At 27.0% G+C, this 14,878-nt stretch carries 11 protein-coding genes and 1 pseudogene; all 12 read right to left on the reverse strand.

Features of this window, described 5'->3' with window-relative positions; genetic code table 11:
* Window positions 1-127 precede the first annotated feature (127 nt).
* Window positions 128-1,105 (reverse strand): GIY-YIG nuclease family protein, encoded by a 978-nt coding sequence (locus tag TEGL_RS10340; RefSeq protein WP_018590827.1) that lies wholly within the window; start codon window positions 1,103-1,105, stop codon window positions 128-130.
* Window positions 1,106-1,142: 37 nt separating this feature from the next.
* On the reverse strand, window positions 1,143-1,658 hold the full coding sequence (locus TEGL_RS10345) for a nitroreductase family protein (protein WP_018590826.1): 516 nt from the start codon (window positions 1,656-1,658) through the stop codon (window positions 1,143-1,145).
* Window positions 1,659-1,710: 52 nt separating this feature from the next.
* Window positions 1,711-2,307, reverse strand: a complete 597-nt coding sequence (locus tag TEGL_RS10350) for a HutD family protein (protein WP_018590825.1) — start codon at window positions 2,305-2,307, stop codon at window positions 1,711-1,713.
* 66 nt (window positions 2,308-2,373) lie between these two features.
* Complete coding sequence (locus tag TEGL_RS10355; protein WP_018590824.1) at window positions 2,374-4,071, reverse strand: molecular chaperone HscC; 1,698 nt, start codon at window positions 4,069-4,071, stop codon at window positions 2,374-2,376.
* A gap of 11 nt (window positions 4,072-4,082) precedes the next feature.
* Entirely contained in the window at window positions 4,083-7,259 is a 3,177-nt protein-coding gene (locus tag TEGL_RS10360) for a tetratricopeptide repeat protein (RefSeq protein WP_018590823.1), read from the reverse strand.
* Between the two features lie 151 nt (window positions 7,260-7,410).
* A complete protein-coding gene (locus TEGL_RS10365) occupies window positions 7,411-8,175 on the reverse strand; it encodes a phosphoenolpyruvate hydrolase family protein (protein ID WP_018590822.1) in 765 nt (254 codons plus the stop codon).
* Window positions 8,176-8,287: 112 nt separating this feature from the next.
* A pseudogene (locus TEGL_RS10370) lies at window positions 8,288-8,812 on the reverse strand (Tm-1-like ATP-binding domain-containing protein).
* An 87-nt stretch (window positions 8,813-8,899) separates the two neighbouring features.
* On the reverse strand, window positions 8,900-10,120 hold the full coding sequence (locus tag TEGL_RS10375) for a phosphoenolpyruvate hydrolase family protein (protein ID WP_018590819.1): 1,221 nt from the start codon (window positions 10,118-10,120) through the stop codon (window positions 8,900-8,902).
* Between the two features lie 80 nt (window positions 10,121-10,200).
* Window positions 10,201-12,159, reverse strand: a complete 1,959-nt coding sequence (locus TEGL_RS10380) for a sensor histidine kinase (protein ID WP_018590818.1) — start codon at window positions 12,157-12,159, stop codon at window positions 10,201-10,203.
* A 348-nt stretch (window positions 12,160-12,507) separates the two neighbouring features.
* Window positions 12,508-13,671, reverse strand: a complete 1,164-nt coding sequence (locus TEGL_RS10385; RefSeq protein WP_018590817.1) for a MalY/PatB family protein — start codon at window positions 13,669-13,671, stop codon at window positions 12,508-12,510.
* Window positions 13,672-13,679: 8 nt separating this feature from the next.
* Entirely contained in the window at window positions 13,680-14,120 is a 441-nt protein-coding gene (locus TEGL_RS10390) for a GNAT family N-acetyltransferase (RefSeq protein ID WP_018590816.1), read from the reverse strand.
* Window positions 14,121-14,128: 8 nt separating this feature from the next.
* Complete coding sequence (locus tag TEGL_RS10395) at window positions 14,129-14,863, reverse strand: amino acid ABC transporter ATP-binding protein (RefSeq protein ID WP_018590815.1); 735 nt, start codon at window positions 14,861-14,863, stop codon at window positions 14,129-14,131.
* Window positions 14,864-14,878: the final 15 nt, after the last annotated feature.

Here is a 14,878-nt window from a genome sequence, read left to right on the forward strand (position 1 = left end):
CTTCATGGCAATAGAGTTTGGGTTTTATTCTATTTCAATAGAATTTATTATGACAAACATTATTAAATTTTATGTTTAACATAATAGTAGTTATTTTTACATTATATGTCAATAATAATTATTTTATTTATAGTTGTATGTAATCAATTTTTTCATTTTTATAAATGTAAGAATAAATAATATTAATGTAATCAATATAAGATTTGTCATATACTACCTTATTGTTTTTTCTTAATTTAAACTCTTCAATTTTATTTTTAATTTCACTTTTCATTTCTTTCTCAAAGACTTCTATATTAATAATCTGTGAATACTCCACTTTTGCATTGTTAATAAAATACAGTTTGTAATTATTTCCATTCATTTTCATCCAAAGTACAAATTTACTGTTATTTTTAAACAAATTAAAGGTGTTTTCTTTTTCACTTATACTTTTGAGTAAGTCCATGTTACTTTTTATTTCCATGGCCTTTTCAAAGTTTAGTAAAGATGATTGAGTTCTCATTTCATTTTTCAACTCTTTTATAAAATCATCTTTGCCTTCAAAGGTGTTCACTAAAATTTTGTAAACCTCTTCATATATTTCCTTAGTGTTTACTCTACAAGGTCCTATGCATTTTTCAATATTATATCTAATGCATTTTGTTTTTGTATTGCAAGTTGGAAGTTTAAAGTAATTCAGTAAAAAATCTCTTAGTGTAAAAAGTCTTTTATTCATGGAAAATGGTCCTAAGTAAGTGCTATCATCATCTTTCTCATCCACAATATCAATTAAATTAAGGCTATTAGTATTTAACTTTATGTATTTATATTTTTCATAATTATTCATTAAAGTGTTGTACATGGGCCTTATATTATGGATATAGTCACATTCTAACAAAAGAGCATCTAGCTCTGTATCTGTAGTAATGTAGTCTATATCCTTTATGGATTTTACCATTCTCTCAATTTTTCTAGATCTATTAAGGTTATCCCTAAAATAACTTTTTACACGACTTTTTAAATTTATGGATTTTCCCACATAAATTATATTGTTATAAGAATCTTTCATTATGTAAATACCAGGGCATTCAGGCATTTTATTTATTTTGTCTTTTAAATTCATTAGTCTTTTCCTTTTGATATTTAGTTTATATTTTTAATTAAAATTTTTCATAATGAACTTTATCAAAATTTAAATGACTATCATCATAAGGTTTCTTTTCTTCGTCCTTATGTCCAATGGCTACAATGGATAAAACCCCGTATTTTTCTGGAATATTAAGAACTTTTCTTACAGCTTCCTCAGAATCTTTTTCTAAGGATTCTCTTTTTCTCATTTGAATCCAAGTAGACCCTAGTCCTAATTTTTCAACCTCTAATTGAATCAAAATAGAAACTATAGAAGCATCTTCAACCCAAACATCGCTTAGCTCACTATCAGCTATAACAGCAATTACAAGTGGTGCAGTTTTTAATGGTAAAGTCCCATGTTTTTTGCAAGTTTCTAATTGTAAAATTGTTTGTTTATCTTCTACAACTATCATCTCCACTGGATTTTTCCCCATAGATGATGGTGCAAATAACCCAACCTTTAATATTTTATTTAAATCTTCTTTTGATATTTTTTCATTTGTAAACTTTCTTATGCTTCTTCTATTTTTTAATATTTCTAACATAAATTTCCCTCCATAATCTAATATTTTTTGCTTCTATTATATATAGTAAGTTTTAATAGTTTACTTTTGTTCTTATTATATGTGAATTAAATGTGTCATTATTTTCAAGCTTAATATTTAATTTATCCCTATTTTTTATTATAGCTGCATCACCATCTTTTAAAAATTCACTTTCATCATTTATACTTATATTTATTTTCCCTTTTACAATATAAAAAACTTCTGTCAAGTTGTCGTATTTATAATTGTTGTCATAATCAATAGTTATTTCATTTTCCAAATTTATATGTTCTATTATACCATCAGTATTTTTATTTAACATTAAATTAAAATCAGTTACTTTTCCATAGCTTTTAGTATTCCAATCACCATAAAAAGTGTCTTGGTCAAACTTTTCAAGAGTAATTTCATGATGGTTTTCATGGACTAATTTAAGTTTTCCATCTAATATCATAATTTTTCTTTTTATATTTGATAGTTTAGTAAAAGTAGACTCTTCTAAATCAACTTTTGCTGAGCTTATTCTAAATTTAAAATTTCTATTTTCATAAAGTTCATTTTCTGGATAAATATAAAGCTGAGTAGTCGTTCCCCCTGACCACTTACTTGTTGAAAGTTCCTCTTTTTTTATAATTTTAATATGACTCATAATATTCCCCCTTTCATCTAGTGAATAATATAATTTACATGAAATAGATTAATTTATTAATTGCAATTAGTATAGTTGTTCAAATTCTATATCATTTAGTATTTCATTTAATTTTTCTCTTGCATTTTCAATGTCAATTTTATCTTGCTTATCAAGAATACTTCCAAATTCTATTAATGCTGAGTTAATTATTTCCCTATATTCACCTGTACTTTCTTCGTACATTCTTTCTCCCCTAGAAAGTACTTCTTTATTTTTTTCATTTTCCCTAGGATGAATTTTTAAATAGCTTAATTCTTCAAATCTTGCATTAGCTTCTTCCTCGCTGATTTTTTCCTCTTGTTTTTGTATTATAACTCTTTTCTTTTCTCCGCTGGAGTTTACTTTTACTATTACTTCTAGAAGAGAGTTTATATCATAAGTATATGTCACATCTATAGATTCTCCACCAGCTTTTCTTCTAGGCACATTTACAGTTATTTGTCCCAGCTTTAGATTATTTTTTACTAATCTACTTTCTCCTTGAATTATTTCCACCACAACTTTACTTTGGTTGTCGTGTGCAGTATAAAAAGTTTCTGTTCTACTTACAGGAATAGTTGTATTTCTTTCAATTATTGGACAGAAATATGTTTCATTGTATCTATGATTTGATGAGTCAATTACGACTTCCGTTCCAAGAGAGAAAGGACATACATCTGTAAGTATTACTTCTTTTATTGATTTATTTCTTTCTTTCATAGCTCCTTGCAAAGATGCTCCCATTGCTACAGCTTCATCTGGATTTATACTTGTATTAGGTAATCTGCCAAATATTTTACCTACAAATTTTCTTATAATAGGAAGTTTTGTTGCACCTCCTATTAATATGATTTCATCTATTTGATTTAATTTTATTTTTGCATCTTTTAAGCTTTTTTCTATAGGTTTTTTTAGCTTAGATAAAATAAGTTCACAAGATTTTTCATAGTCGTCTATATTTATACTTGTTTCATAAATTTCACCTTCTACGTTGCATCTTATTTGAACAACTTTTCTAGAGCTAAATTCTATCTTACCTTTTTCACATTGCTTTTTTATATGAGATTTGCTTTTTTTGCTTAAATCTTCTTCTTTTAATCTAACTTGGTCTAAAAACATTCTATAAAGTATATCTGTGAAATCTTCTCCACCTATAAAATTATCTCCTGCTACTGCTCTTACCTCCATTATACTTCCATACATCTCAAGTATAGATATATCAAATGTGCCTCCCCCTAAATCAAATACTAAAAATCTAGTATTATTATCTCTTTTATCTATACCATAAGCAATTGCCGCTGCAGTAGGTTCACTTATGATTCGCTCAACTTTTAAACCTGCTAGTTCACCTGCTTTTTTAGTTGCTTTTCTTTGTTCATCGTTAAAATAAGCTGGAACACTTATTATTGCTTCTTCTACACTTTTTCCTAAGTAAAATTCTACGTCTTCTTTTATGTATTTTAGAACAAAGGAAGATAGTTCTTCTGCTTTAAATTTTTTATCTCCTAATATAAATTCCTTATTTGTACCCATGTTTCTTTTAAACACACCTACACTTAAGTGAGGATATAGTATTTTTCTCTCTTTTGCTATCTTTCCTACATATATATTATTATCTTCATCTAAACTTACTACAGAAGGAGTTAAATTGTCTCCAAGTCTATTTGGTATTATTTTTGTTTCTCCTTCATTGAAGTAACAAGCTAAACTATTTGTTGTTCCCAAATCTATTCCTATTATCATTTTCTCACCTCTTAACAGCCTAATATTTCACCAAAACCGATTATATCCTCATCAGATGGATCTATTTTTCTTCCTTCTTCTAAGTACTCTTTAGCTTTATCTGTATTTTCATTTAAATGCTCCAAGTATATCAATCCTGCAATTGCATCAGTACATTTACTCTTACTGCAATACATGCATATAGGTGAATTTAATGCTTTTTTTAGATATTTTTCAGCTTTTTCAAAATCTCCTAAAATTGCATAAGCATCTCCTGCATATTTATAATTCATAGGAAGTTCATCCTTTTTATCATCTAAATCTTCTTCTATTAATTTTAATACTGTTTTGGCATATTCAAATGCTTTTTCCTCACAACCTAAGTCTTTATATACTCTTGCTGCATGAATATATGCATTTATATCAGGTTCTTCTCCATCTTCTTCAACCTCTACTTCATTTATACCTATACCTTTTTCCATGGACATTATTGCTTTATCTAAATTATTCATATAATAATAAAGCCTACCCTTATCCCTGTTTATTTGACTATCACCTAATGAAATTATTAGTGAAAAATACTTCTTTGCTTCTGACAGTCTATTAGATTGCCAAAGCATCATTGCCATTCTATATCTATACTCAGTGCTGAATTTTGGTATATTTTTTATTTTTAAATATTTCTTTAAATACTCTTCACCCTTTTTGAAATCTCCAATTTCCATACATACATTGTAAATTTCAAATAAATTGTCTTCGTCTTCACTTTGCTCATAATCTTCTTCATAACATTTAATGGCCTCTTTGTACATTTTCAACTTTCGATATACTGTTGCTATTCTATAACTTAGATATTTAAGCTCCTTGATTTCATTTCTGTCTTCAATAGCTTTTGCTTTTAGGTAATATTTTAGTGCTTCTTCAGGTTTATCTAGCATATTATAATATATTCCCAAATCGTCATAGACCCTTGGACTTTCTGGCATTACTCTTTCTAAGTAAGTTAAATCTTCATATACACTGTCAAAATTATATAAATCCATATTTAAAGTTATTCTATCAAAATAGTCTTCATCGTCATATTCTAGTTCTATTTGTTTAGTATAATACTCTAAAGCCTTGTCCAAATCTCCTTTTAACCTATGAATATCACCTAATTTAGTCTTTGAGTATGAATTTCCTTCATCTATGGTATCTAACTCTTCATATATCTTTTGTGCTTCATCTAGTTTATCAACTTCTATTAAATACCAGCCTTTATAATACATCAACTCCATATTTTTCCTGTTATACTCTAGTCCCTTATTTGCCAGCCTTATTATGTCTTCTGGTGTTTTTTCTTTGTAAGTACATTTTATATAATATAAATAAACTTCTTCTTCAAACTCCAGACCTATATCTTTATTTGACTCAATTTTTTCTATTATATTTTCAAAAATTTCTTTGGCACTTTCTATGTCATCTTTACAATATGCCATAAGCCCTTTTATAAAATTAATACTTTCAGATTCTACTTCTTCTTTTTCTAGAAAATCTAATATTTCCATTGCATCATCTATTTCTTCCACTTCAATTAATATTCTAGCTTTTTGAACATAAGGGAATATTTGATATTTATATATCTCCAACATTTCTTCACATACTTCAAAAGATCTAGTAAAATCACCCATATCATATAATGCTCTTGCTTTTATCCTTTGTATTACTTGATTTTCAGGATTTAATTTTATTATTTCATCACTAAAATCTACAACTTCTTTAAGCTTTCTTTGCATATAAAGTATTTTTATTTTCCACTCTAGATTATTTATATCAGTAGGAAGAATTTCTAAAGACTTATTAATATATTTCAATGCTTCATCCATTTCTTTTTTATTTATATAAATAAGTGATTTTGATTTATAAACTCCACTTAAACATTTATATCTTCTATTTAAATCTGTAATTTCTATTTCTTTATTATTTTCTATGGATTTCTCCCATTTTTCTAAGTAGTTAAAACTTTTAAGACCCTTATTCAAGTTACTGTGAACTTTTGTCATCAATGCATAATACCCACATTCTGTAGATTTATCTACCTCTATGGAATTTAATAATTTTAATGCATTATCAAAATCATTATTTTCATTATAAGCCCATGCTATTTCAATTATTTCACTTTTATTATAATTTTTATTTGGATTTTCTTCATAAGTACTTATTATTTTCTCGTTTATATTGTCTAAAATATCATCTATATAATAATCTGAATATCCTTTATAAAATAAGCCATATATTAAGGCTTTTGAATCTAATAGCCTATCTTCACTTTGATATATAGAAGTTAACCATTCTATTGCTATAGAGTTTCTAGGATCCTTGTTTAAGACTTCATAAAAACATTCTTTTGCTTCATCAAGCTTTTCTTGTTTTGTAAAAATCATTGCTTTAATTAGCTTGGTTTCTACTACTTCATCGTATTTTGAATCTATGTTTTCAATAAAATCCAAAGCTTTTTCATATTCTTCCATAGAATAGTAAATTTGAGCTTTTTTCTTATCAAGTTCTGGATGATAAATATTTAAATTATCTATTTTCTTAATTGATTCTATGGCTTTGTCGTATTCATTTTCCATATAAAAATCATTTAATTCATAAAACATATTTAAAAATTCATCGTAATTTAATTCTTCATTTATATCAAATAAAGAATATAAAGGATATTCATCATTAGTTATTCTATATAAAATTATATTATCTATAAAAGGTCTTGGGTAGTTTTCATATAATTCATCTAAATTCCCAGTAAAATCAAACTCTTCATTTAAAAACCTCATAAGTTTGCCTGATATGTAATAATTATCCATAAGAAATTCTAAAAAAGCATCTCTAGATTCTAATTTAGTATCTAACCCTTGGCATACATCATCTTTTAAAAGCTGTCCCCATTTATTAAGATCATTTCTTGTTTTAAAATTGTTGTACACTAATTGAACCTTTTCCATCCATAAATCTATTTCATTTTTATTTAAGTTATCGTTTTCATTTGAATTACTAGTTTCATCTTTTAAGTCTGCATACTCTAAAGCTTCCTCATAAGCTTGTCTTAACTGCATAAATTCTTCTGGTTTATCTTCTGGATTTGTGTTTTGTAATTTTGATAAATAAGCCCTTTTTATAATATCTTTTTCTTTTGTTATGTTCAAATCTAATATTTTAAATATATCCATAAATTTACCCTCACATATTGTACTTTATTGTCTTTTGAAAAATATTATAGCATATAAAGTACCTTTTTCTGTTATTTATAATTATTACAAAATAAAAAAATACTGAAATATAATTTTATATTTCAGTACAAATGAGTAAGATCCTAAAGTTTTATTTTTTTCTTATAATTTTAAATGATGATACTTCATCCTTAATGGCTTTTACTGTTTGGATTTTATCTATATAGGAAGTTATTAAGATACCATCCATGTCCTCAACTTCTTTTATTATATAAGTAACATCTTCTGGCTCTAATATAGGTCCTCCACAGCAAAAAACCATTATATCTGGATTAACTTCTTTCCCCGCTTTAATTATAGCTTTTATTTTTTCTACACACTCTTCTAAAGTAAGAGTTGTTTTTACCCCTATTGTTCCTTTTGTAGTTAATCCCATATGTGCAATCAATATGTCTGCTCCTGCGTCTGCCATTTCACTTGCTTGCTGTGGATCAAATACAAAGGGAGTTGTCAGCATGTCTAGGTTATGGGCTTTATTTATCATTTCAACTTCTAAGTCATAGCCCATCCCTGTTTCTTCTAAGCTTTGTCTAAAAACACCATCTATTAATCCTACTGTTGGGAAGTTATGAACCCCGCAAAATCCCTGCTCTTTTAATTGTTTTAAAAATATGTCCATTATTCTAAATGGATCTGTGCCACATACACCAGCTAGAACAGGCGTGTTTTGTACAACTGGTAGTATTTCTGCTCCCATCTCTAAAACGATTTGGTTTGCATCTCCATAGGATATTAATCCTGCCAGTTGTCCACGCCCTGCCATTCTATACCTACTTGAGTTATAGATGATAAGCATGTCAGCGCCCCCGGCTTCAATACTTTTAGCTGTAGTACCTGTTCCAGCCCCAACTCCCACTAGTATTTTCCCTTGATTACATCTTCATTAAATTTGTTAATAATTTCTTTTCTTGTCATCTTATTCATTGAATTTTCCTCCAGTTAGTTTTCAAATTTTTATATATAAATTATTAATTATTCTCAAATTTAACCATTTCTGCAATTGTAAAAACTGCAATTTTTGTAGAAGTAAAATCGGATTTATCTACATCCACAATATTTGGCATCATAACAATGTCACTTTTTCCCACGTACTGTGGTGTATTTTCAGATGAAACTGTTGATATCATAAGCTTTGGTACATCAATAGGTAATGCCTTCATTGCAGGTGTTATTAATGAAGTCTCTCTAGGTCCTGCAAAAAAAATAATTCCATTAAATTTCCCTTGCTCATAAAGTTTAGGTATTAAGTTTTCCATTCCCTTTGATAAAACTTCTGTTGTCAATTCTAGGTCTTTTTCTTGAGCAAGAACTTTTATGTTTCATCCTGCTGCTTGTACTACTTCTTCGTTGGAAATATCTGGTTTGAAAGTTGATTTAGATACGCCTGTATGTATTGTATAAGTATTTAGTTCTAAACTTTCAATTAGCTCTTTGGCATATAGATATTCCGTACCCTTAGTATCAAAGGGACCTGCAATTGCAACGGTTTTCATCGATAATTCTCCCCTTCTGATTCATTTTGTCAAATTAGTATAAATTTTGTTATTTTTACTACAAAAATTAACCTTATAACTATACTATTATTTTTCATTTTCTAAGTAAATGTCTTTATGTTCTAACTTTTTGTGTTTATGTTTTATTGGGGAGTATCCTTTATACTTTTTAAACATCTTACTAAACTGAGAATAATCATTATAACCGACTAATGTGGCTACTGTTGATAAAGGTATGTCTTTTTTATTTAGTATATCAACGGCTTTATTAATTCTAAATTTTACTAAATATTCTGTGAAACTACAACCTACTTCTTTTTTAAACAAACTACTTAAATAACTCCTAGACACATGAACTGATTTGGCTAAATCTGAAAATGATATGTCATTCATATAATTTTTATCAACATATTCTTTTAGAAACTCAACATAATCACAGTGATTTTTAATTTTATCTAATTTTTTAGTTATTAAATCGTCTTCATCAACATTTGACGACACTTTGAAACTTCTTATGGTTTTTGTTATAACTTTTTCTAATGGTATTTTATCAAAAGGGGAACCTCCAATATATCCCATTAAGTTTTCATTGCTATACATATATTGAATATCCAGTGGAGTTTTAATAGGTCCACCATAAATCAACTTAATTACATAAGGATTTATCTCATTACATTTATTAAATATTTTTTCCATTTCAAGTTTTACATATTCTAGGGAATACTTCTTTCTGTCTCCTAATAAACCGTCTTCTGTGAATCCTAAATGTACGCATATAGCATCAGCTCCAACCTTTATCATTTGCTTAGCTTGTGTTTCGTCAAACACAAATGCTATAGTAAACAAACCTTTATCATGAGCTTTTTTAATTAAGTCAACTTCTAATGAGTAACTGCATCCTGATTCTTCAAGAGCTTCTCTAAATTTACCATCAATAAGTCCAACTGAAGGATAATTATTTACACCAGAAAAACCATTTTCAATTATTTTATTTAAATATACATCCATATTTTTAGTAGGGTCAGTAGCATTTACTCCAAATATAACAGGTATATCTTTGACTAAGGGTATTATTTCTTTTGATCCAAATTCCATAACCAAATCATTACTATTACAATAAGGTAGAAAACTTGCTAATACTCCTCTTCCCATTTGCCGAAATTTGGCTGAACTAAGGGTTAAAAGAAAGTCTGCACCAGCTTTTTCTGAGTACTTTGCAGTCACGCCAGATCCTGTTGTCACACCAACAATATGGTTTCCTTTATTTATTTGTAACATAAGTTTTTCCAGTATTTCTTCTCTCTTCATAAGTTTTCCCCTTATATCTCTTTTACATTAAATAAAGCTACTAAATAAGTATATCATACACAAATTTAGTAGCTTTATCATTATATATTTGCCATTTCAATTTTTACTACGTCATTAATATTTCTATCAGTTTTATTAGCCATATCCCCATCTATACGGTCATCATTAGAAAGATTTAGGATTATTTCAAAAGTTGTTCCTTTATTTTCTTCACTATAAATTTCAACTTTACCATTATGCATTTTAATTATTTCATCTACTATACAAAGGCCTATTCCACTACCTTCATTCTTTCTAGATAAAATAGAATCTACTTGATAGAATCTATGGAATATTTGCTCTATTTTTTCTTTTGGTATTCCTATTCCATTATCTTTTATACTAATATAAACGAATTTATCGTCATGTTTTATATGGACTTCTATTTTTCCATTTTCATTAGTAAATTTTATAGCATTAGATAGTAAGTTTAAAATAACTCTTTCTATTTTTTCCTTATCTATAGAAGTTATTATTTCTTCTGCATCTGTATCAAATAATATTTCTATGTCTTTCTCATTGGCATAATCAACTGAAGCAAATACTATATCTTCCACCACATAAACTATATTTTCGTTTTTACATCTACATTCATAAAAACCAGAATCAAATTTTGTAATATCTATTAAATTGTTTATGAGTCTTCTTAATCTATTACTATTTTGGTTAATCCTCTCAACTTTATCTAGTATATATTCTTTTTTAACTTCTTCACCTTTATTTACCTTCATTTCTAACAAAGTTGATGCACTACTTATAATGTTTAAAGGTGTTCTTAGTTCATGACTCATATTCACTATAAAATCAGTTTTTAATTGCTCTCTTTCCTTAGCAATATCGTATAACTTTTTATTTTTAATATTATTTTTTCTATGTTTAAACATCATGGTGATTATATATGACATGATAACAAGTAAAAATAGTATAATTAAAAACATTTGCATTCTCTCATTTTTAGTCATTAATAATTCGTGAGGTTTTTTATTAATTATAACAGTTTCTTCTGGAAGGTCTGATGGACTTATATCATACTTATATATTTGATCATAATCCACCATATAATTGGCACCTACTCTATTAATTAATGGTACTGAAGATATGCCTTCTTCTTTGTATATTTTCAAAACCATCTTTCCAAGTGATTTTCCATATTCACTTCCTATGTCAATATATCCACCTATAACGCCTTTACCCATATAGTCTTCTCTACTTGTATATATTGGTATGTGCTTTATTTCTTTTATTCTTCTAATAAATTTATCCGAATTAGCATAATCATAAGTATTTTTGTTTTTAAATACCCCACATATTAATAATGCTTCATTATTTTCATCCATGTCTTTAATTTTACTAATTATTTCATCTTCATATTTAGCTTCTATAAAACTTAAATTTATATGATCATCTAATAAATATCTATTTCTTAATAATTTATCTTTTATATCTTTACAGTAATTAGTATTATCAATTAAAACGTTTATTGTTTTTATTTGTGGCTGAAGACGTGTAATTATTTTTATTAGTTCTATTTTTGATCTACCATCCATAAAACCTGTTATATATTTTTTCTCATCAGGTGTAAGGTTTATTATTTCACTAACACCTGTAGTAACCACTATTTTTTTGTAAAATATACTATTTTTGTTAAGCAAACCTTTCCTAACTAGGCTGAATGCTTCGTCGTCAACTGTAACTACCATATCAAAGTTACTTTCTTTATATTTTGTATTTAATAATTTTTCAAAATCTCTTAAGTATTTTTCATTATTATTATTCCTAATATCTAAGTACTCAGTTTTTATATTAATATTAGGATTATTTTTCATTGACTCTTTAAATCCATCTTTTATACTATTTTCCCATTTATTATCAATATCGTATGAATTTATCAAAAGAATATTGTGTACATCCTTATTGTCTTTTATATCCCCATATATATTGGTAATTGAACTTAGAAATATTATTAATGATATTATTAGCAGCCTATTTATCTTTTTCATATTAATTTTGTGCTCCTATTTGTTAAATTATGATGCATATGTAAATATATTTAATATTTGAATTTGTATAAATAGAATAAATGGTAATAAAATTGTCTCCCTCATTTATTATTTATTGTCTCCTCATGCATTAAATATATTTATAATAATAATTAGACAAAAAATTCAATTTACCTTTTCGACAATTATTATTATATATAAATATTTTATATTACTTTTAGCTTTAACATGACATAGATTGTCAAGTTTTGACTTTCCTAATATCTATAATAAAGAACTTTTACTTAAATTTCAAATAAAAAAAGAGTTATTTCAAAATATCATCTAGAAATAACTCTTTTTTTAAATTTATTTATTATTTAAGTATTCAAGTTGTTTAATAGCTTTTATTATATTATCTTTACTTGTAGCTAAATTAATTCTTATAAATTTATTATATTTGTCTCCACCAAACCAATTTCCGTAATCTACTGCCAACTTGCATTTTTTTTGAATAAGATTAATATAATTTTCATCTTTTACATAAGTATTTAAGTTAATCCATGCTAAATATGTACCTTCTAGAGGAGATATTATAGCTTCAGGAAGTTTCTCACTTAATTCAGACCTTAATAATTTATAGTTTGAACATATTGTTTCTAGTACTTGGTTTAACCATGGCTTTCCACTTGTATATGCTTGCTCATATGCAATATAACCAAATGCATTTCCTTCCACTATATCTATTTTCTTTACATATTCATTAAATTTTTGTCTTATATCATCGTTTGGTATAATGACAAAGGAATTTTGAAGAGATGCTAAGTTAAAGGTTTTTGTTCCTGATGTTAGAGTAACTATCATATCCTTATATTCTTCAAAATTAACAATCGAGTAATGTTTATTGTTTTCTATTATTATATCTTGATGTATTTCATCAGAAATTACTTTTACTTCATACTTCTTGCATATTTCTAAGATCTTATTCAATTCTTCTTTTTTCCATACTCGTCCTATAGGATTATGCGGAGAACAAAGTATAAATAATTTTACATTATTAATCTTTATCTTATTTTCAAAATCAATATAATCTATTTCGTAGTTTCCCCTGTTATAAATCAACTCACTTTTCACTAATTTTCTATTATTATTTTCTATGGCATTGAAAAATGGATAGTATACAGGTGTTAAAACTATTATACTGTCATTCAATCTAGTTAATATTTGTATAATCCAATTAATTGAAGTAACTACACTTGGAGCATAACGAATCCATTTTTTATCTAACTTAACATTATGATTATCTTCTTGCCAATTTATGAATGCCTCTAAATATGAATCATGATCACTATAATATCCGTAAGTTCCTTGACTCACATAGCTTTTTAAAGCATCTTGAATACATTTAGCTGCTTCAAAATCCATATCTGCTACCCATAGTGGTAATAAGTCTTCTTGACCAAACTTTTCTTTTAGCCCGTCCCATTTTTCACAATTAGTATTTTTTCTTTCTTTATAAATTAACCTTTCCATATTATCTCCTAGTAATTTAAATCAAGTTTCATTATTTCAGATTCACATCCATTATGGAATCGATGACAATTTATACAATCTGATTCATAGGGAGCTTCATCTCTAGAAATTATTTCAAATCCTAATTTTTTATAAAATTCAGGTACTTTAGCTGTTAGTAATACTCTTTTACCTTTTCTATCTTTGACTTTTTCTATTACCTTATTAACTAAAATACTACCTAATCCTTTACCTTGATATTCTTTCTTTATGGCTACACATTTTATTATATACTCTCCATTAGTTTCTGTTAGAGTTGCACTCCCCACCATATTATCAACGTCCATCATCTTTAAACACAGTACAATGCCCTCTGGTTTAGGATCATCTATATTAATCTCTAAACCTGCTTCGATGTACATTGGAACTAACGGAAAATACTCTTTAGTTTCTATTATGTTAAATCTCATTTTCACTCCTATACTACTTTAAGCTTTAAAAATTCTTTTGTTCTATCATGTTTAGGACTATTTAAAATTTCTTTAGCATTTCCTTCTTCTACAATAACACCTTTATCCATAAATATAACTCTATCTGCAACTTCTTTTGCAAATTGAATCTCATGGGTAACAATTATCATTGTAAAGTGTTCTTTTGCAAGTTTTTTAATTACATCTAGAACCTCATAAACCCATTCAGGGTCCAAGGCTGATGTTGGTTCATCTAATAATAACAAATCTGGTTTAGTAGCCATTGACCTTGCTATAGCTACCCTTTGTTGCTGACCTCCAGACAAAGTTGCTGGATATTGATTTAATCTATCTGCCATTCCTACTTTTTCCAAATATTCTATTGCTAATTTTTTTGCTTCTTCTTTATTCATTTTTTTTACAGTAATCAAAGATTCAGTAACATTTTGTAGTACTGTTTTATTATTATAAAGATTATAGTTTTGAAAAATCATAGCTGAGTGTTTTCTCAACTCATGGATTTCTTTTTTTGTACAGTGCTCAGCATCTATTGATAAATCACCTATGTTTATTATACCTTTATCTGGTTTATCTAAAAAATTAAGACATCTCAAAAAAGTAGATTTTCCTGTACCGGAAGATCCAATGATAGCTACAACCTCTCCTTTTGAAACTTTCAAATCAATTCCTTTTAAAACTTCTAATCCTTCAAAACTTTTATGTATATTTTTAACTGTTATCATATTTTTCTCCCTAAC

Origin of the sequence: Terrisporobacter glycolicus ATCC 14880 = DSM 1288 (genome assembly GCF_036812735.1) — a bacterium.
Taxonomy (GTDB): domain Bacteria; phylum Bacillota; class Clostridia; order Peptostreptococcales; family Peptostreptococcaceae; genus Terrisporobacter; species Terrisporobacter glycolicus.